At 63.7% G+C, this 17,826-nt stretch carries 21 protein-coding genes; 12 read left to right on the forward strand and 9 right to left on the reverse strand.

All coding sequences use genetic code 11. The annotated features are described in order from the left end of the window. The first annotated feature begins 21 nt into the window (after positions 1-21). The 3 genes from dapA to KYG_RS16200 all read left to right on the forward strand — a co-directional run bounded on the left by dapA (position 22) and on the right by KYG_RS16200 (position 2,934). Positions 22-918: a 4-hydroxy-tetrahydrodipicolinate synthase gene (gene dapA / locus KYG_RS16190; protein ID WP_008906010.1), complete on the forward strand. Its 897-nt coding sequence runs from the start codon at positions 22-24 to the stop codon at positions 916-918. A 45-nt stretch (positions 919-963) separates the two neighbouring features. Then, the gene (gene bamC / locus KYG_RS16195) at positions 964-2,061 is read left to right on the forward strand and encodes an outer membrane protein assembly factor BamC (RefSeq protein WP_008906011.1); all 1,098 of its coding nucleotides are present in this window, start codon (positions 964-966) and stop codon (positions 2,059-2,061) included. Between the two features lie 90 nt (positions 2,062-2,151). Continuing rightward, positions 2,152-2,934 carry an MBL fold metallo-hydrolase gene (locus KYG_RS16200; RefSeq protein ID WP_008906012.1) on the forward strand — a complete coding sequence of 261 codons (783 nt, stop codon included), beginning with the start codon at positions 2,152-2,154 and terminating at the stop codon, positions 2,932-2,934. A 143-nt stretch (positions 2,935-3,077) separates the two neighbouring features. Here KYG_RS16200 and KYG_RS23940 read toward each other — a convergent pair whose 3' ends face one another. The 3 genes from KYG_RS23940 to KYG_RS16215 form a co-directional block, all read right to left on the reverse strand. Beyond that, a complete protein-coding gene (locus tag KYG_RS23940) occupies positions 3,078-3,344 on the reverse strand; it encodes a hypothetical protein (RefSeq protein ID WP_085942599.1) in 267 nt (88 codons plus the stop codon). A gap of 202 nt (positions 3,345-3,546) precedes the next feature. After that, a complete protein-coding gene (locus KYG_RS16210) occupies positions 3,547-4,068 on the reverse strand; it encodes a hypothetical protein (RefSeq protein ID WP_008906014.1) in 522 nt (173 codons plus the stop codon). 25 nt (positions 4,069-4,093) lie between these two features. Next, positions 4,094-5,218, reverse strand: a complete 1,125-nt coding sequence (locus KYG_RS16215; RefSeq protein ID WP_008906015.1) for a cupin domain-containing protein — start codon at positions 5,216-5,218, stop codon at positions 4,094-4,096. A gap of 53 nt (positions 5,219-5,271) precedes the next feature. Here KYG_RS16215 and KYG_RS16220 point away from each other — a divergent pair, with 53 nt between their 5' ends. Further along, positions 5,272-5,796, forward strand: a complete 525-nt coding sequence (locus tag KYG_RS16220) for a peptidylprolyl isomerase (protein WP_008906016.1) — start codon at positions 5,272-5,274, stop codon at positions 5,794-5,796. Positions 5,797-5,851: 55 nt separating this feature from the next. On the opposite strand, the gene KYG_RS16225 is transcribed toward KYG_RS16220, so the two are convergent. The 4 genes from KYG_RS16225 to coaBC all read right to left on the reverse strand — a co-directional run bounded on the left by KYG_RS16225 (position 5,852) and on the right by coaBC (position 8,717). Further along, a complete protein-coding gene (locus KYG_RS16225; RefSeq protein WP_008906017.1) occupies positions 5,852-6,358 on the reverse strand; it encodes a glycine zipper 2TM domain-containing protein in 507 nt (168 codons plus the stop codon). 191 nt (positions 6,359-6,549) lie between these two features. Further along, complete coding sequence (gene dut, locus KYG_RS16230; protein WP_008906018.1) at positions 6,550-6,996, reverse strand: dUTP diphosphatase; 447 nt, start codon at positions 6,994-6,996, stop codon at positions 6,550-6,552. Then, positions 6,993-7,265 carry a hypothetical protein gene (locus KYG_RS16235; RefSeq protein WP_050813884.1) on the reverse strand — a complete coding sequence of 91 codons (273 nt, stop codon included), beginning with the start codon at positions 7,263-7,265 and terminating at the stop codon, positions 6,993-6,995. The genes dut and KYG_RS16235 overlap by 4 nt, the downstream gene beginning before the upstream one ends. 228 nt (positions 7,266-7,493) lie before the next feature. Further along, on the reverse strand, positions 7,494-8,717 hold the full coding sequence (gene coaBC, locus KYG_RS16240) for a bifunctional phosphopantothenoylcysteine decarboxylase/phosphopantothenate--cysteine ligase CoaBC (protein WP_008906020.1): 1,224 nt from the start codon (positions 8,715-8,717) through the stop codon (positions 7,494-7,496). A gap of 114 nt (positions 8,718-8,831) precedes the next feature. Between coaBC and KYG_RS16245 the strand changes: the two genes are divergently transcribed. From KYG_RS16245 to KYG_RS16270, 6 genes are all read left to right on the forward strand, one after another. After that, the gene (locus KYG_RS16245; protein ID WP_008906021.1) at positions 8,832-10,490 is read left to right on the forward strand and encodes a CTP synthase; all 1,659 of its coding nucleotides are present in this window, start codon (positions 8,832-8,834) and stop codon (positions 10,488-10,490) included. A gap of 11 nt (positions 10,491-10,501) precedes the next feature. Further along, positions 10,502-11,359 carry a 3-deoxy-8-phosphooctulonate synthase gene (gene kdsA, locus KYG_RS16250; protein WP_008906022.1) on the forward strand — a complete coding sequence of 286 codons (858 nt, stop codon included), beginning with the start codon at positions 10,502-10,504 and terminating at the stop codon, positions 11,357-11,359. Between the two features lie 4 nt (positions 11,360-11,363). Further along, positions 11,364-11,654: a DUF1330 domain-containing protein gene (locus KYG_RS16255; protein WP_005795233.1), complete on the forward strand. Its 291-nt coding sequence runs from the start codon at positions 11,364-11,366 to the stop codon at positions 11,652-11,654. A gap of 99 nt (positions 11,655-11,753) precedes the next feature. Continuing rightward, positions 11,754-13,040 carry a phosphopyruvate hydratase gene (gene eno, locus KYG_RS16260; RefSeq protein WP_008906023.1) on the forward strand — a complete coding sequence of 429 codons (1,287 nt, stop codon included), beginning with the start codon at positions 11,754-11,756 and terminating at the stop codon, positions 13,038-13,040. Positions 13,041-13,183: 143 nt separating this feature from the next. Next, the gene (gene ftsB / locus KYG_RS16265; protein ID WP_008906024.1) at positions 13,184-13,462 is read left to right on the forward strand and encodes a cell division protein FtsB; all 279 of its coding nucleotides are present in this window, start codon (positions 13,184-13,186) and stop codon (positions 13,460-13,462) included. 22 nt (positions 13,463-13,484) lie between these two features. Next, positions 13,485-13,970, forward strand: coding sequence for a hypothetical protein (locus tag KYG_RS16270; protein ID WP_050813878.1), 486 nt, complete (start codon positions 13,485-13,487; stop codon positions 13,968-13,970). A gap of 22 nt (positions 13,971-13,992) precedes the next feature. Here the strand turns inward: KYG_RS16270 and KYG_RS16275 are convergent, their stop codons facing one another. Both KYG_RS16275 and KYG_RS16280 read right to left on the reverse strand, forming a co-directional pair. Further along, complete coding sequence (locus KYG_RS16275) at positions 13,993-14,985, reverse strand: Hsp33 family molecular chaperone HslO (protein ID WP_008906026.1); 993 nt, start codon at positions 14,983-14,985, stop codon at positions 13,993-13,995. A gap of 26 nt (positions 14,986-15,011) precedes the next feature. Then, positions 15,012-15,536, reverse strand: a complete 525-nt coding sequence (locus KYG_RS16280) for a gamma carbonic anhydrase family protein (RefSeq protein WP_008906027.1) — start codon at positions 15,534-15,536, stop codon at positions 15,012-15,014. An 83-nt stretch (positions 15,537-15,619) separates the two neighbouring features. Between KYG_RS16280 and KYG_RS16285 the strand changes: the two genes are divergently transcribed. Both KYG_RS16285 and KYG_RS16290 read left to right on the forward strand, forming a co-directional pair. Continuing rightward, a complete protein-coding gene (locus tag KYG_RS16285; protein ID WP_008906028.1) occupies positions 15,620-16,423 on the forward strand; it encodes a ferritin-like domain-containing protein in 804 nt (267 codons plus the stop codon). Positions 16,424-16,516: 93 nt separating this feature from the next. Beyond that, on the forward strand, positions 16,517-17,782 hold the full coding sequence (locus KYG_RS16290; RefSeq protein WP_034695002.1) for an EAL and HDOD domain-containing protein: 1,266 nt from the start codon (positions 16,517-16,519) through the stop codon (positions 17,780-17,782). Positions 17,783-17,826: the final 44 nt, after the last annotated feature.

The raw sequence follows: 17,826 nt of genomic DNA on the forward strand, positions 1-17,826 counted from the left end.
TTACCGTTTACCCCTGCGGACATGACCTCTTCCTCCGTCCCCCTTACCGGCAGCATCGTCGCCCTCGTCACTCCCATGCACGAGGACGGTAGCGTGGACTACCCGGCACTGCGCAAACTCATCGACTGGCACATCGCCGAAGGCACCGACTGCATCGGCGTGGTGGGCACCACGGGCGAGTCGCCCACGGTCAATGTCGAGGAACACTGCGAAATCATCCGCGTGGCTGTGGAGCAAGCCGCCAAGCGCGTGCCCATCATGGCCGGCTGCGGCGCCAACTCCACCGCCGAAGCGATCGAGCTGGCCAAGTTCGCCCGCGGTGTGGGGGCCGACAGCCAGCTGCAGGTGGTGCCCTACTACAACAAGCCCACGCAAGAGGGCCAGTACCAGCATTTCAAGGCCATTGCCGAAGCGACGGGTGACCTGCCCATCGTGCTGTACAACGTGCCCGGCCGCTCGGTGGCGGACATGCAGCACGACACCGTGCTGCGCCTGGCCCAGGTGCCTGGCGTCATCGGCATCAAGGAAGCCACGGGCAATATCGAGCGCGCGCAATGGCTCATTCGCGATCTGCCGAAGAACTTCGCGGTGTATTCGGGCGACGACCCTACGGCCGTAGCCCTCATGCTCTGCGGCGGCCACGGCAACATCAGCGTCACGGCCAACGTGGCGCCCCGCCTGATGCACGAACTGTGTGTGGCGGCCCTTGCAGGCGATGCGCGGCGCGCCATGGAAATCCAGTTCAAGTTGATGCCCGTGCACAAGCACCTGTTTGTCGAAGCCAACCCCATTCCCGTGAAGTGGGCCATGGCCCGCATGGGCTTGTGTGGCGGCTCCATGCGCCTGCCCATGACGCCGCTGACCAGCGGCAACGAGGCTGTGGTCGAATCCGCGCTGCGCACCAGCGGCCTGATCTAATCCGGGCTGCGCCCGCTCCCCGAGACACTCTCCAAGGATTTCCGCGTGAAAGCTGCTACCACCCGCCTGAGCCTGCTGGCCCTTGCCATGGCCCTGTCCGCCTGCTCCACCAGCCTTCTGGAAGGCGACAAGATCGACTACAAGAGCGCCGCCAAGGGCGCCACGCTCGAAGTGCCTCCAGACCTCACCCAGTTGTCACGGGATTCGCGCTATGCCATCCCCGGCGGCACCGTTTCGGCGGCTGCCATGCAGGCGGGGCTGGCCGCGCAGCCCTCGGGCACGGCCAATGCCGCTGCATTGCAGCTGGGCGATGTCCGCATCGAGCGCGATGGCAACCAGCGCTGGCTCGTGGTCAACCGCCCCGCCGACAAGCTCTGGGAGCCTGTGCGTGACTTCTGGCAGGAAAACGGCTTCAACCTCGAGCAGGCCGATGCCAATGTGGGCATCATGGAAACCGATTGGGCCGAAAACCGTGCCAAGCTGCCGCAGGACATCATCCGCGCCACCCTGGGCAAGCTGCTCGATTCCGTGTACTCCACCGGTGAACGCGACAAGTTCCGCACTCGCCTGGAGCGCAACGCCAATGGCGGCACCGAGATCTACATTTCCCACCGCGGCATGGTGGAGGTCTACACCACCAAGGTGCAGGACACCACCGTCTGGCAGCCCCGCCCCGCCGATGTCGAACTCGAGACCGAATTCCTGCGCCGCCTGATGGTCAAGCTGGGCGTGAGCCAGGAACAGTCCAAGGCCGTTGTGGCTGTGCCCGCATCGCGCGCTCAGGGGGCCCGCATGGCCACCGTCAACAACGTACCCGTGGTACAGCTCGACGAGGGCTTTGACCGCGCCTGGCGCCGATTGGGCCTGGCGCTCGACCGCACCGGTTTCACGGTGGAAGACCGCAACCGCAACGAAGGCACGTACTTCGTCCGCTATGTGGCGCCGAATGCCGACAAGAAGGATCCAGGGTTCTTCGGAAAATTGTTCAACACGACCAGTTCCACACCCCCGCTGAAGTACCGCATCGTGTTGCGCAGCGAGGGCGAGTCGAGCACGGTGTCCGTCCTCAATGAGGCTGGCGCACCCGAATCCTCGGCCAACGCGGAACGCATCGTGCGCGTGATCGCCGACGACCTGAAATAAGCGGCCTGCCCGCCCCCCCCAGCCAGCAGTCCCAGGGCGCACGCCCCGGGACCCAGACGGCTGCCAAGGCGCGCTTTCATTCGAACCTTCATGCTGCGCTTCAAGAACCTGGGCAGCGGCAGCACAGGCAACGCCACGGTGGTGGAGGGTCGCTGCGGCACGCTGACCCGGCGTCTGCTCATCGATTGCGGATTCGGAATCCGGCAGCTTCAGGCTCGTCTGGCACAGGCACAGTTGCAACCTGACGACCTCGATGGCATCTTCATCACGCACGAACACTCGGACCACATTGGCTGCGCGCAGGCACTGGCCGTGCGCTACCGTGTTCCAGTGTGGATGAGCCAGGGCACCTACTCCGCCTTGGGAGCCCCGGATTTTGATGGCCTTCTTCAGGTTGCGCATGACATGCACGCCATCGACATGGGGGCCTTCAACGCAGTTCCTTTCACGGTGCCACACGACGCCCGCGAACCGCTGCAACTGCGATTTACCGACGGTGCATCCCATCTGGGCTTACTGACCGACCTGGGCCACGCCAGCGATCACGTTCTGGAGCAACTGAAAGGCTGCAATGCGCTCATGATTGAAGCCAACCATGATCCCGCACTGCTCGACGCCTCCAGGTACCCACTGTTCCTCAAACGCCGGGTTGCCGGGCCCTACGGACACCTGGCCAACGAAGCGACCGGCAGCATCCTGCGGGCGGTCCGGCATTCGCGCCTTCAATGCGTGGTGGCCGCTCATCTGAGCGCACGCAACAACACCCCCACCCTCGCGAAGCAGGCCTTGGGCCGCGCCCTCGATACCAGCCCCGACGACATCACCGTGGCCAGTCCGACAGCCGGTACACCGTGGCTGACCGTCACGGGCTGAGCAGTTGCACAGCCCGAATGACCGTCACTCACGGGCTACTGAAAAAGCCATCGCACCCAAAAAGCAAAAAGCTCCGGCCTTGCGGGCGGAGCTTTTGGGCAAAAGCGGCAGGTCTTGCAACCTGCCACCACTGCACGCCGGGATTACTTGGCTTCGGAAGCGCCAGTTGCAGCGGCTGCAGCTGCGTCGGCAGCGGCCTTGGCAGCGTCAGCAGCAGGAGCTGCTGCGTCAGAGGCGGCTGCAGCTGCGTCCGATGCGGCAGGAGCGGCTTCAGAAGCTGCTGGCTCTGGAGCAGGAGCGGGTGCTTCGACAGGAGCGGGCGCTGGTGCAGGAGCGGGTTCTTCCTTCTTGCCACAGGCGGCGAGTGCAGCAGCAGCGATCAGGGCGGCCAGAACGAGAGAGTTCTTCATTTCGATTTTCCTAGTTGAACAGACAGAATCTTGAAAAGCCACGGCGCAAGGCTTATGGGAAGCCCCGGTACGCTTTGGCACAATGCGCTTGGGTTGCACCTTTTTGGCACAGCCGCCGATTATATTGGTATTTAGTCAATACTGACTAACACTGACGAATCCTTTACGACCGCTTGACTCTGCGCAATACGCCGATTGAGGCTCAAAGCCCCAGGGTCGAAGCAGGAAAGCCAGGCGCGCTCTTGCCACGAACCCACTCGTTGAGTGTCTCGCGCAGCAACACCCTCCGATCGGGTTCATTGCCCGTCACGCCCACACACCGCTCAGGGTCCAACCGCTGCATCACCCATTGCGGAGACCACAGAGCGCTGGGAATGTCCAGCGGGTCGGCGCCAGGGCTGCGGCGGCAATTGAGGATGTGATCCCATGTGCCACGCCACCGCACAAAACGGGCATGCCGTCGAATCACGTCGTCATAGCTGCAGGCCAGCATCGTGAACCGCCGACTCCCGTGTGCCCATTCCTGGAGGGCCTCCACCACAGCGCGTTCGCCCAGCGGCCAGTCATGAAAATTCGCATCGCTGATGACGATCTCCTTCCACCCATCGCGTGCGGCCGTGGCAATTGCGTCGCGAACCAGTTGCTGGAACGCCTCCCGCCCACTGAAACGGCCAGAGGGCAAGTCGGGGAGCGACTGCGGGCTAGTGGCAGAAATCTCGGTCATCACGTGGCTCCTCGGTCTTCACTGGCTAGCCTGCCCAGGCGTGCGCCCAGCCTGCGTCACACCAGTTTGACAACAATTCCAGCGCATCGTCACTGGCCCGTGCAAGCTCCCGCGCCGTCAACTGGCGTTCATCTGCCAAACGGCGCATCAGTGTTGCATCCCGGCCAGCAGCGCGGTAGCTCTCGCCATTGATGAACAGGTGGTGCGTGTCATACATCATGCGGCTACGGCGATCCAGGCGCACGCCTTCCAGCATCACGCCCACATCTCCGGCTTCAAACCATACACTGGGCTTGGGCTCGGTCAGGTATTCACCCAGCGCGCGCTCCAACACCAGCGGCTGCGACAGCGCTCGGGCCAGGGCCTCGCGCGCGAAATCCTGTAACCCCGAAGGAATGGCTGCGGGCTGAAACACTGCTTCCTGTTTTGCGTCGCGGTACAGCAGCGCACCTTCCTGTTCAGAAGCGTCCTCTGCCAACCGCACCAAAAGCTCCTGCGCCAGCTCCTGCCGGGCCGGTGCCCTGAAGCCAATCGAGTACGTCATGCATTCGCCTTCGGCAACGCCGTCGTGGGCGTAGCGGGGCGGCAAATACAGCATGTCACCGGGCTCGAGGACGAACTCCTCTTCTGGTTCGAACTGCGCCAGCACCTTGAGCGGAATGCCGTCGCGCAGCGTGAGGTCCTTCTGGCGTCCAATGCGCCAGCGGCGTCGCCCGTGCGCCTGAAGCAGAAAAACGTCATAGCTGTCGAAATGTGGACCGACGCCGCCGCCGTTGGACGCGTAGCTGATCATGAGATCGTCCAGTCGCGCCTCGGGCACGAACCGGAACTGTTGCATCAACGCATGCACGGCATCGTCATGCAGATCCACGCCCTGCACCAGCAAGGTCCAGTCAGGCTGCTGCAGCGAAGGCAGCGCACGCCGCTGAAAAGGACCATGGCGCAGCTTCCAAGCCCCTTTGGCCAACTGCACCAGACGCGATTCCACGCCCTCTTGGGCGGCCAGCGCAAAAAGCTCGGATCGGAGCACCGGAGGCGAAAACTGTGGAATCGCCTGGCGCACCAGCAGCGGCTTTTTCTGCCAATGGCGGCGCATGAACTGCGCGGGGGTCAGGCTGCCGAGCAGGGGGAGGGGTTGCTGGATATCCATGAGAACGAATTGCCCCTTTTCGGAGCCGTTGGTCAAACTGCGACAATTCTCCTATGGAAATTACCGAACACTGTGTAGTCGCGCTGACCTGGATACTCAAGGACACGCTGGGCGAAGAGCTGGACGTCCTCGATGAGCCTGTGGAGTTTCTCGTCGGCGGGGACGACCTTCTGCCACGCATCGAAGAAGCCCTGCAAGGACACGGCCCCGGGGCCACGCTCGCCCTGCATCTGGAGCCGGAAGACGCCTTCGGAGACTTTGATGACCAACTGCTTTTTCTGGAGCCTCGCAATCTCTTTCCCGCAGAGACCGAGGAAGGGATGACTTTTGACGGTGCCGCCCTACCGCAAGGGTGCAATCCCGATGCACCACGCACGGGGCTCTACACCGTCACCGAGATCTATCCCGAGCATGTTGTTCTGGACGGGAATCACCCACTGGCGGGGATTGCGCTGCGACTTCAGCTGACTGTGCAGGGCGTCAGAGAGGCGACGGAAGAGGAAGTAGGCCGCAAAAGCGCGGGAACAGGCTTCTTCCGGGTGCAACCCCAAGCGCCCGGAAACCACCTGCTGCACTGAAGGCAATTGCGGAAGTCCCGGGATGCCAGGACTTCATTGATGCTTTTCTTCGACCTTAGAGACGCGAAATCTGCCCGTTATACAGGCGGACGCGGTCGCCAATGCGCAAATCGCCGGGGCTGCTCACGTCATAAACGCGGTAGCCCCCCTGATCGAGTTGCACCGACAAACGGTAACCTTGGGCGTAATCTTGGCTGCTGTTGCGGCCCTCGATGGCATTGCCGGCTACAGCACCACCCACAATGCCCACGCCTGTGGCAGCGGCCCGGCCCGAGCCTTTGCCAATCTGGTTCCCCAACACCCCTCCGACCACCGCGCCGATCACGGCACCTGCACCGGACGTCTGACCCTGTGATCGGCCCTGCAGTACCTCGATGTTGGAAACGCGGCCGTATTCTGTGCCGGCTGGGCTGTTGGGGTAGGCGGGTGCCGTCTGGTAACCGCCCGAGTAGCCACCGGAATACGGCGCGGAAGGGGCGGAGCGGTTGTGGCCACATGCCGCCAGAGCGCTCACGAGAACCACAGTGCCAGCAACGGCGAAAGAACGGTTGAATTTCAGCATTTCCAGGCTCCTAAAGTCATGGGTTACGCACGGCAGACGGAGTGTCTGGCCTTGTTTGCATAGCTTGATTGGAACAACGTTGCAGCCCCCTGGTCCGTAGACGCAGGAGCAACCCATTGGTCAGTAACAAACCCATCGAAAGGTAAGCATCGTCTTACAACGCAACTGACCAAACCGGGCAATACGTGGATTCAGGCTTTGCCGGTTGAGCCGTAGCCGCCCTCACCCCGCTTTGTGGCTGCAAATTCCGTGACCACATTGAACTGCGCCTGAACCACGGGAACGATCACCAACTGGGCCAGCCGCTCCATGGGCTCCAGGGTGAACGCAACGCTGCTGCGGTTCCAGGCACTCACCATCAGCTGACCCTGGTAATCGCTGTCAATCAGGCCGACAAGATTGCCGAGCACGATACCGTGCTTGTGCCCCAGCCCGGAGCGCGGCAGGATGAGCGCCGCGTAGCCCGGGTCCTTGATGTACAACGAGATGCCCGTGGGGACGAGTTTCCATGCATTGGGCTGCAAGGTCAGCGGTGCATCCAGGCAGGCGCGCAGGTCCAGGCCAGCGCTGCCCGGGGTGGCATAGGTGGGCAACTGATCCGCCATGCGCGGATCCAGAATCTTCACATCAATCTTCACGGCAGTTTCTTCTTTCCTGTTGTGCGTTGCTGCGCGACCTGCCGCAGACGCTCCTGCAGCGGCCCCAGTGCTGGTGTGGACGCACCGCTTTCAGATGATAGGGCTCCAGGAGCTGCCTGCATCAACCAGCCAAGCGCCCACCACAGAACCCCCATCACCACCAATCCCGGCAACGAGCCCTGCCCCAGCAAAAAAAGCGCCGCGCCATGCAATGCCAGCAGCACCACCAGCAGCATACGTACAGCACGCAGCACGCCGAACAGTGGCATCAGAACCTGGGCCAGATCGGGCGGAACACCCGGTGCCACAGGGCGGGCGACCCTTGAACCAGGCTGCTTCGGACTGGCCGCAGGCGAGGCGTAGGACGACGGTGGGGTCTTCGCTGGTGGCACAGAGGCGGTCAGCTGCTCCACATAGCGCGCAAAATCGCCGTCTGGCGGGGTGTCCCATTCAGGCTTGGTGGAGCCAGTTCTCATACGACCTCCCGTTAGTAGCCGTCACCGTGCCGCAGGCGGCAGGCGTGTCGCAATATCCTGCACAAGCTGCTGCGCAAGCACCCGCTTGGACGCCCGGGGAAGCTCCCGGTGGCCTTGGGCATCCACCAGCAGCAGGGCGTTGTCATCCTGGCCAAAGGTGGCAGGGCCGATATTGCCCACCAGCAGCGGCACACCTTTGCGCGCACGCTTGGCGGTGGCATGGGCCAGCAGATCATGGCTCTCTGCCGCAAAACCTACACAGAAAAGATCGCCTTCCAGGGCGTGGAGTGACTTCGCGACCGTGGCAAGGATGTCTGGGTTTTCAACAAATTCAAGGCTCGGGGTGTCACCCGAGCCGTCCTTTTTTATCTTTTGAGTCGACTCGCGCGCGGGCCGCCAGTCCGCCACGGCCGCAGTGGCGATGAACACCGATGCCGATTGCACATGCCGCTCCACCGCGGCCAGCATGTCCCGCGCCGACTGCACATTCACGCGGCGCACACCGCGCGGGGTCGGTATATGCACGGGCCCGGCGACCAGCGTGACATCAGCCCCGGCTTCGCGGGCCGCGCGGGCAATGGCAAAGCCCATTTTTCCGCTCGACAGGTTGGTAATGCCACGCACGGGGTCGATTGCCTCAAACGTAGGGCCTGCCGTCACCAGCACCTTGCGCCCGGCCAGAACCTTGGGCGCAAAGAACGCAATCAGCTCCTCCAGCAGTTCCTCGGGCTCCAGCATGCGGCCGTCGCCCGTCTCGCCACAGGCCTGGTCACCGTTGCCTACGCCCAGCACCACCGCACCATCCTGCGCCACCTGGTTCAAGTTGCGCCGGGTGGCGGGGTGTGCCCACATTTCGCGGTTCATGGCGGGGGCCAACAGCAACGGCACTTGCTCTGCGGGGCGGGCCAGACACATCAGGCTGAGCAACTCGTCCGCCCGGCCCTGCACCAGACGCGCAATAAAGTCCGCGCTGCAGGGCGCAATCAGGATGGCATCTGCCTCGCGGCTCAGGTTGATGTGGGGCATGTTGTTGGGCTCGCGGGCGTCCCATTGCGATCCATACACCGTGCGGCCCGACAGCGCCTGCATGGTGACAGGCGTGATGAATTGTTCAGCCGACTCGGTCATCACCACTTGCACGGTGGCGCCCTCCTTGATGAGCTGGCGGCACAGATCGGCTGCCTTGTAGCAAGCCACGCCCCCACTCAGACCCAGAACAATGTGTTTGCCAGCAAGCTCATTCATGGGGCGAATTTAGCAGACGGGGGTACCCTTGCCGCCGGGGGTATTGCCGGGGTGCCATCTATAATCCCAATTTCCCACCACCAGGAGACCTCTCGCGAGAGGCCCCCTTCAGACATGACCAAATTTGTCTTCGTCACCGGCGGTGTGGTGTCTTCCCTCGGTAAGGGAATCGCCTCAGCCTCCCTTGCCGCGATCCTCGAATCGCGGGGCCTCAAAGTCACCCTCATCAAGCTTGACCCCTACATCAACGTAGACCCCGGCACCATGTCGCCGTTTCAGCACGGCGAGGTCTTTGTGACCGACGACGGCGCAGAAACCGATCTCGACCTGGGCCACTACGAGCGTTTCATTGAAACGCGCATGAGGAAGTCCAACAACTTCACCACCGGCAAGATTTACCAGTCGGTGCTGGAGAAAGAGCGCCGTGGCGACTACCTGGGCAAGACCGTTCAGGTCATTCCCCACGTCACCAACGAAATCCAGGAATACATCAAGCGCGGTGCGGGCATCGGCACCGATGACGCGGTGGACGTGGCCATCTGCGAGGTGGGCGGAACCGTGGGCGACATCGAATCGCTGCCGTTCCTCGAAGCCGTGCGCCAGTTGAGCCTCAAGCTGGGCCCCAACAACTCGGCCTTTGTGCACCTCACCTACCTGCCCTGGATTGCCACGGCAGGCGAGCTCAAGACCAAGCCTACCCAGCACACCGTGCAGGAGCTGCGCAAGATCGGCATCCAGCCCGACGCGCTGCTGTGCCGCGCGCAAAAGCCGGTGCCGGAGGAGGAGCGCGAAAAGATTTCGCTGTTCACCAACGTGCCCGAATGGGGCGTGATCAGCATGTGGGACGTGGACACCATCTACAAGGTGCCCCGCATGCTGCACGAGCAAGGCCTCGACGGCCTGATCTGCGACAAGCTGCGCCTGAATACACCGCCCACCAGCCTTAAGCGCTGGGACGAGCTCGTGCACGAAACCGAGCACCCGCAGGGCGAAGTCACCATTGCCATGGTCGGCAAATACGTCGATCTTTCGGACAGCTACAAATCGGTGAACGAAGCGCTGCGCCACGCGGGGATGAAGAACCATGTGCGCGTGAAGATCGAGCACCTGGACTCAGAAACCATCGACAGTGCCAATGCTGCCGACAAGCTCGCCAGGTACGACGCCATTCTGGTGCCCGGCGGCTTCGGCAGCCGCGGTGTGGAAGGCAAGATCTGCACCGCCCAGTTTGCCCGCGAACACAAGGTGCCCTACCTGGGCATCTGCCTGGGCATGCAGGTGGCCACCATTGAATATGCACGCCACGTGGCGGGCCTGGCCAAAGCCAACAGCACCGAGTTCGACCCCACCACGCCCCACCCCGTGATCGCGCTGATCACCGAGTGGAAGGATGCCGACGGCACCATCAAGACGCGCGACGAAAACTCGGACCTCGGCGGCACCATGCGACTGGGCGCACAAAGCTCGGACGTGGCCAAGGACACACTGGCCCACAGCATCTACGGCGACGTGGTGACCGAACGCCACCGCCACCGCTACGAAGCCAACGTGAACTACCTCGACGAGCTGCGCAAGGCGGGCCTGGTGATCTCGGCGCTGACGCAACGCGAAGAACTCACCGAGATCGTGGAATTGCCGCACAGCGTGCACCCCTGGTACATCGGCGTGCAGTTCCACCCCGAGTTCAAGTCCACGCCCTGGAACGGCCACCCGCTGTTCAACGCCTTCATCAAGGCCGCCGTGGAACACCAGCAAGCCACGAAGAAAGCCTGAGGGGAGTCACGATGCAGCTGTGCGGATTCAATGTTGGCCTGGACCAGCGCTTCTTTTTGATCGCAGGCACCTGCTCCATCGAAGGCCTGGAGATGTCGCTGGACGTCGCAGGCCAGCTCAAGGATGCCTGCGCGCCGCTGGGCATTCCGCTGATCTACAAGGGCTCGTTCGACAAGGCCAACCGGTCGTCGGGCACCAGCAAGCGCGGTGTCGGCATCGACGCCGGTTTGAAGATCCTCGATGAAGTGCGTCGCCAGCTGCAGCTGCCCATCCTGACCGATGTACACGACACCTCGCACGTGGCCGAGGTGGCCAGCGTGGTGGACGTTCTGCAAACGCCTGCGTTCCTGTGCCGCCAGACAGATTTCATCCGCGCTGTGGCGCAATCGGGCAAGCCGGTGAACATCAAGAAGGGCCAGTTTCTTGCACCCTGGGACATGAAGAACGTCATCGACAAGGCCCGCGCCGCCGCAGCCGAAGTCGGCCTGTCAGAAGACCGGTTCCTCGCCTGCGAGCGAGGCGTGAGCTTTGGCTACAACAACCTGGTGGCCGACATGACCAGCCTGGCCGAGATGCGCAACTCCGGCGCGCCCGTGGTGTTCGACGTGACCCACTCGGTGCAAAAGCCCGGTGGCCTGGGCGCCGTGAGCGGTGGTGCGCGCGACATGGTGCCGGTGCTTGCGCGCGCCGGCGTGGCCGTGGGCGTGGCGGGCCTGTTCATGGAAACCCACCCCCGCCCCGCCGAAGCCTGGTCGGACGGCCCCAACGCCGTGCCGCTCAAGCACATGAAGGCATTGCTTGAAACGCTGGTGGCGCTGGACGACGTCACCAAGAAAAGTGGATTCCTCGAAAACAACTTTGGAGCCTGAAGACATGAGCAGTGGTTACGTCATCGCATCCGTCACCGTCACCAACCCCACGCAGTACGAGGAGTACCGCAAATGGAGCACCCTGGCCATGCAGGCCCACGGCGCTGAAGTGTGCGTGCGCGGCGGCAAGGTCGAGGTGCTGGAAGGCGACTGGAACCCCGGCCGCACCGTGATTCTCAAGTTTCCGAGCTTTGAAGCCGCCCGCGCTTTCTACGACACGCCCGAGTACCAAAAGGCCAAGGCAGCCCGCGAAGGCGCCGCCATCATGCGCATGGTGTGCGTCGAAGGCGTCTGAGCGCACACACCCGATTCGCTCTTTAATTGATAGCTGCCAGCGCTTATCCATCAAGCGCTGGAGCCCGATTTGATTTGAAACTTCTGCAAAAGGAAAACCATGAGTGCTATCGTTGACATCGTCGGTCGCGAGATTCTGGACAGCCGCGGCAACCCCACTGTCGAGTGCGACGTGCTGCTCGAATCGGGCGTGATGGGCCGGGCCGCTGTGCCGTCGGGCGCATCCACCGGCAGCCGCGAAGCCATTGAAATGCGCGACGGCGACAAGAGCCGTTACCTGGGCAAGGGCGTGCTCAAGGCCGTGGAAACCATCAACACCGAAATCTCTGAAGCCGTGCTGGGCCTGGATGCGTCGGAACAGGGTTTTCTGGACAAGACCCTGATCGACCTCGATGGCACCGAGAACAAGAGCCGCCTGGGCGCCAACGCCATGCTGGCCGTGTCGATGGCCGTGGCCCGCGCAGCGGCTGAAGAATCCGGCCTGCCCCTGTACCGCTACCTGGGTGGCATGGGCAGCGTGCAGTTGCCCGTGCCCATGATGAACGTGATCAACGGCGGCGCACACGCCAACAACAGCCTGGACCTGCAGGAGTTCATGATCATCCCCGTGGGCGCGCCCACATTCCGCGAAGCCGTTCGCTGGGGCGCCGAGGTGTTCCACGCCCTCAAGAAGATCATCCACGACAAGGGCATGAGCACCGCCGTGGGCGATGAAGGCGGGTTCGCGCCTTCCGTGGAAAACCACGAAGCCGCCATCCAGCTCATCCTGCAGGCCATCGACGCTGCGGGCTACACCGCCGGCGAGCAGATCGCCCTGGGCCTGGACTGCGCCGCCAGCGAGTTCTACAAGGACGGCAAGTACGTGCTGGAAGGCGAAGGCGGCATCAAGCTCAGCGCCGAGCAGTGGACCGACATGCTGGCCACCTGGGTGGACAAGTACCCCATCATCAGCATCGAAGACGGCATGCACGAAGGCGACTGGGACGGCTGGAAGCACCTGACCGAACGCCTGGGCGACAAGGTGCAGCTGGTGGGCGACGACCTGTTCGTGACCAACACCAAGATCCTCAAGGAAGGCATCGACAAGAAGATCGCCAACTCCATCCTGATCAAGATCAACCAGATCGGTACGCTGACCGAAACGTTCGCCGCCATCGAGATGGCCAAGCGCGCCGGCTACACCGCCGTGATCTCGCACCGCTCGGGCGAAACCGAAGACAGCACGATTGCCGACATCGCCGTGGGCACCAACGCGGGACAGATCAAGACCGGCAGCTTGAGCCGTTCGGACCGCATCGCCAAGTACAACCAGCTGCTGCGCATCGAGGAAGACCTGGGCGAAATTGCCCAGTACCCCGGCCGCGCTGCGTTCTATAACCTGAAGTAATGCCCCCCACGGTCGCCCACTGCGTGTGGCTCCCTGCCCCCCCAAGGGGCCACGTTTCCCTTTCGGGGCTGACCGCCAAGCGGTTCAGAGCGCCTTGGGGCGGCCCGGCGGCGAAACATCGTTGCAACAGTAAAGGTTGACCCTTGGTCTCACGCACCGTCACCGTGGTTCTGCTGGCACTGCTGGTGGGGCTGCACGCCCAGCTCTGGCTGGGGCGTGGCAGCGTGCCGCGTGTCAACGAGATGCAGCGGCAGATTGATGTGCAGAAGGCCGCAAACGACCAGGCCCGCCAGGCCAACGAGCGCCTGGCGTCCGAGGTGCACGACCTCAAGGAAGGCCTGGACATGGTGGAAGAAAAAGCACGCAGCGAACTGGGCATGGTCAAGCCCAACGAGATCTACGTGCAGTTCACACCGCGCTGAGGCGCGGTTTTTTGTGCACCCCGTGTCTGCGCCGCCGCCGACCATTGCCCTGATCGGCGCACCCGGCACCGGGGCCGCAGCCCTCGCACACGATTTGCAACAGCGGTTGGCACGAGGCGCTGCGCGCCTTGTCTGCACGACGACCGCGGACGACTGCACGGCGGCTGCCCTCACGTTGCTGATGGGGCTGGACCTGCCCTGCCCGCCCGCGCAGCAACCCGACCGCGAAGCCGCGGACGCCCGGCTTCGGGCTGCGCTGGCCCAAGCCGGGCTGCGTTACCAGGTGGTCTATGGCCAAGGTGAACGGCGGATCGAGAACGCACTAAACGCTATCAATAAGATAGCTATTGGCGCTTATCCAGCAAGCGCTAGCGGCAGTTTTGAATCAAAAAATGGGGCCCGAATGCCCCGGTTGCGCGACTGGAACTGCGAGAAATGCAGCGACCCTCAATGCGAGCACCGCCTGTTCACCTCGCTTGTCGCCCAGCGAGAAGCACGGCAACCCTGAGGGCCGTGCCAAATCTGGCGGATTACTGGATGCCCGTGGGCCCGGGCGGCTGGCTGACAGCGGGCGAGACAAAAATCTGCGCGGCGTCCACTGCATCAAACCGGTACTGCTGGCCGCAGAACTCGCAGCCCACCTCGATGTCCTCGCGCTCGGCGAGGATGCTCTCGGCTTCTTCCGCGCCCAGGTTGCGCAGCATGTTGCTCACCCGCTCGCGGCTGCAGGTGCAGGCAAAGCGCGGTCCGCTGGCGCCTTGCTGGGGCTCAAAGCGCAGCAGCTTTTCCTCCCAGAACAGGCGGTGCAGGATGGTGTCCACGTCCAGCGTCAGCAACTCCTCGCGCGTCAGGCTGGCGGCCAGGTGGGCGATGCGGTTGTAGTCCTCGTTGTGGCCGATCTGGTCTTCGTTCTCGCGGTGCGAGAGACCTGCGGCCAGGTTGCCTTCACCCTTGATGGGCATGCGCTGGATCAACAGGCCCGCCGCCACCTGCTCGTTGGCGCCGAGCACCAGAATGGTGTCGAGCTGCTCGGACTGCAGCATGTAGTGCTGCAGCACGTCGGACAGGCGGTCCAGCTTCTCGTGGTGGTCGCCGTGCAGCGGCACCACGCCCTGGTAGGGCTGCTGGCCAGGGTGGCGGTCCTTGGGGTCCAGCGTGATCGCGCAGCGGCCGCCGCCGCCCACATTCACCATCTGGCTCAGGCGCGCGCCGTCGGGCACGTCGCCGTTGATGGTGGCCGTGGCGCGCAGGCTCAGGTCCGACTGCACCTCGGCCACGGCCAGCTTGACCGGGCCATCGCCAAACACCTGCAGCACCAGCGCACCGTTGAACTTGATGTTGGACTGCATCAACACACCGGCCGCCGCCATCTCGCCCAGCAGCTCGCTCACCGGTGCGGGATACGCGCCCGTGGCGGAATTGCCTGCACGCACGCGCAGGATTTCCGTCCAGGCATCGGTCAGGCGCACGATCATGCCGCGCACGGGAAGGCCATCAAAAAGAAACTTGTGAAGTTCAGACACGCAGGGGTTCCAGAAAATGTCGGCAATCAGCCGATTTTGCGCAGGCCGTTTCGAAAACGTCGCGCGTTGTCCATGTAGTGCAGGGCGCTCTGGCGCAGCCCTTCGATCTGCTCGGGCGTCAGTTCGCGCACCGCCTTGGCGGGGCTGCCAATGATCATGGAGCCATCGGGAAACTCCTTGCCCTCGGTGACCAGCGCACCGGCGCCCACCAGGCAATGCTTGCCGATCTTCGCCCCGTTGAGCACCACGGCGCCAATGCCGATCAGCGATTCGTCGCCAATCGTGCAGCCATGCAGCATGACCTGGTGGCCCACCGTCACGCGCTCGCCCACCACCAGGGGTTTTCCGAAGTCGGCGTGCAGCACAGTGGCGTCCTGGATGTTGGAGCCCGCGCCAATGGTGATGCTCTCGGTGTCGCCGCGCACCACCGTGCCAAACCAGACGCTGGCGTCTTCGCCCAGCACCACGTTGCCCATCACCTGCGCGCTGTCTGCCACCCAGGCCGATGCGGCCACCTGCGGCGCCACGCCATCGAGTTCATAAATTGCCATGCACCACTCCAGAAAAAGAAAAGGCCAGCGCGCGCAAGGCCACAGAAGCTGCCAGGCGTTACAGCGCCCCTAGAATTGTAAGGATGGAGCTTCGCCAACGTGCACTGCAGGTCTTGTGCCTTTCAGACCCTGAACAAAAAGCGGCCGCAGCGCTTGCCCTGCATGCGCAAGCAGCTACGCTTTCAATAGCAAACGACACGCACCCAATCCCCGGCGACGCCCACGACCTGCCAGGCCGCCCTGCGCGCCCCGAGCTTCGGCGTCATACCGACATGGCCCGGCGCTCGCCCGCCACGCCCGAGGGGCGCGCCGTGCTGATTCACGCCATCGCGCACATCGAGTTCAATGCCATCAACCTGGCGCTGGATGCCGTCTGGCGCTTTGGCGGCATGCCGCAGCGTTACTACCTCGACTGGATGCTGGTGGCGGCCGAGGAGGCCGGCCATTTCAGGCTGCTGCGCGACCACCTGCGCAGCCAGGGCCATGACTACGGCGACTTCCCGGCCCACCAGGGCCTGTGGACCATGTGCGAGAAGACTGGGCACGACATCCTTGCCCGCATGGCGCTGGTGCCCCGGACCCTGGAGGCCCGGGGGCTGGACGCCACGCCCCAGATCCAGGCCAAGCTGCGCCAGGTGGGCACGCCCGACGCACTCGCGGCCGTGGCCATTCTGGACACCATCCTGCGCGACGAGGTGGGTCATGTGGCGATTGGCAACCACTGGTATCGCTGGCTCTGTGAACGGGCGGGGCTGGACCCCGAGACCCACTACGCCACGCTGGTGGCGCAATACGAGGCCCCGCGCCTCAAACCCCCGTTCAACGAAACGGCCCGCAAAAAGGCCGGCTTCACCGACAACGAACTGCGCTGGCTCCAGCAGCTGTGAAATTCTGGTTACATGGCGCATTGCCGCCGCTCCTACAATCCGCCGCGCCAGCCCGGCACTGACACCGGCCCCTGTTTCTTCGATACTCCCTCCATGAGCACAAACACCGCCCCCGGCACTTCTTCTGCACCTGCCACCGACAACCAGACCTCGGTCGCCATGATCGCGCGGCAGGCCATCGTCAACGCGCAACAGGTGGTGGTGGGCTACGAACTGTTCAACCGCTCGCGCAGCGGCGCGGCGCACACGGCCGCCACCGATGTGATCCTGGTCTTCACGGCGCTGTCGCATGCGGGCACCGAAGAGCTGGTGGGCAAGAAGCTCATCTTCGTCAACTGCACCCACGAGAGCCTCTCGGGCGGGCACCTGGAACTGGTAGACCCTGACAAGGTGGTGCTGGAGATCCCGCCGCTGGGCCATGCGGCCAGTGAAGAGGTGGCCACGCGACTGCCCATCCTCACGGAGCTGCGCGATCGCGGCTTTCACCTGGCGTTCAACCACACTGTGCTGGAGTCGGCCTATGCGCCCTGGCTGCCGCTGGCCGACTACATCAAGCTGGACCTGTCGGTGCTGGCCCCCGACCAGCTCGCCGTGCTCATCAGCTATGCGGGGCGCCATTCGCAGGCTGAACTGATCGCCGAAAAGGTGGAAACCGCCCAGCAGTACGACATGGTCTCCAGCCAGGGCGTGCAGATGTTCCAGGGCTACTGGTTCGCGCGCCCAGCCCTCGTTGAGGCCAAGCTGCTCACGCCCTCGCAGGCCAGCATCATCGAACTCATCAACCAGGTGCGCAAACAGGCCAGCACCGACGACATCGAAGAAACGCTCAAGAAAGACGCTGGCCTGGCATTCAACCTGATGCGCCTGATCAATTCTGCCGGCTTCGGGCTCTCGCGCGAGGTGTCATCCTTCCGCCAAGCCGTCATGCTGATGGGGCTGAAAAAGCTTTTCCGCTGGGCCGCCCTGCTGCTGACCGCTTCGCGCACCAGTGGCACGCCGTCGTCCGTGGGGCAGACGGCCGTGGTGCGGGGCCGCCTGATGGAGCTACTGGCGCTGGAAACGCTGCCCCCCGAAGAGGCCGACCAGGCCTTTGTCGTCGGCATTTTCTCGCTGCTGGACGTCATGCTCTCGATGCCCATGGAATCGGCGCTGGGCCTGCTCAACGTGCCCGAGCCGGTGGCTGCAGCGCTGCTGCGCCGAGAGGGCTTTCTGGGCGACCTGCTGACACTGGCCGAGGCCTGCGAGTCCAGCGACGATGTGGTGTTCAACCGCACGGCAGGGCTGCTGCACCTGTCCAGCCAGCAGATCAACCTGGCCCACCTGCAGGCGCTGGCCTGGGCAGACCAGCTCGGCGACTGACACCCGTCTGCCTGCGATGCAGGGCGATGCGCAGGGATTCCTGT

The organism is Acidovorax sp. NO-1 (assembly GCF_000238595.1).
GTDB lineage: Bacteria > Pseudomonadota > Gammaproteobacteria > Burkholderiales > Burkholderiaceae_C > Acidovorax.

Excerpts from the sequence above, each read along its gene's own strand:
- dapA (WP_008906010.1), top strand. The coding sequence starts at position 22 with ATGACCTCTTCCTCCGTCCCCCTTACCGGCAGCATCGTCGCCCTCGTC.
- KYG_RS16200 (WP_008906012.1), top strand. The coding sequence starts at position 2,152 with ATGCTGCGCTTCAAGAACCTGGGCAGCGGCAGCACAGGCAACGCCACG.
- KYG_RS23940 (WP_085942599.1), bottom strand. The coding sequence starts at position 3,344 with ATGAAGAACTCTCTCGTTCTGGCCGCCCTGATCGCTGCTGCTGCACTC.
- KYG_RS16210 (WP_008906014.1), bottom strand. The coding sequence starts at position 4,068 with ATGACCGAGATTTCTGCCACTAGCCCGCAGTCGCTCCCCGACTTGCCC.
- KYG_RS16215 (WP_008906015.1), bottom strand. The coding sequence starts at position 5,218 with ATGGATATCCAGCAACCCCTCCCCCTGCTCGGCAGCCTGACCCCCGCG.
- KYG_RS16220 (WP_008906016.1), top strand. The coding sequence starts at position 5,272 with ATGGAAATTACCGAACACTGTGTAGTCGCGCTGACCTGGATACTCAAG.
- KYG_RS16225 (WP_008906017.1), bottom strand. The coding sequence starts at position 6,358 with ATGCTGAAATTCAACCGTTCTTTCGCCGTTGCTGGCACTGTGGTTCTC.
- KYG_RS16235 (WP_050813884.1), bottom strand. The coding sequence starts at position 7,265 with ATGCCACTGTTCGGCGTGCTGCGTGCTGTACGTATGCTGCTGGTGGTG.
- coaBC (WP_008906020.1), bottom strand. The coding sequence starts at position 8,717 with ATGAATGAGCTTGCTGGCAAACACATTGTTCTGGGTCTGAGTGGGGGC.
- KYG_RS16245 (WP_008906021.1), top strand. The coding sequence starts at position 8,832 with ATGACCAAATTTGTCTTCGTCACCGGCGGTGTGGTGTCTTCCCTCGGT.
- kdsA (WP_008906022.1), top strand. The coding sequence starts at position 10,502 with ATGCAGCTGTGCGGATTCAATGTTGGCCTGGACCAGCGCTTCTTTTTG.
- KYG_RS16255 (WP_005795233.1), top strand. The coding sequence starts at position 11,364 with ATGAGCAGTGGTTACGTCATCGCATCCGTCACCGTCACCAACCCCACG.
- eno (WP_008906023.1), top strand. The coding sequence starts at position 11,754 with ATGAGTGCTATCGTTGACATCGTCGGTCGCGAGATTCTGGACAGCCGC.
- KYG_RS16280 (WP_008906027.1), bottom strand. The coding sequence starts at position 15,536 with ATGGCAATTTATGAACTCGATGGCGTGGCGCCGCAGGTGGCCGCATCG.
- KYG_RS16285 (WP_008906028.1), top strand. The coding sequence starts at position 15,620 with ATGGAGCTTCGCCAACGTGCACTGCAGGTCTTGTGCCTTTCAGACCCT.
- KYG_RS16290 (WP_034695002.1), top strand. The coding sequence starts at position 16,517 with ATGAGCACAAACACCGCCCCCGGCACTTCTTCTGCACCTGCCACCGAC.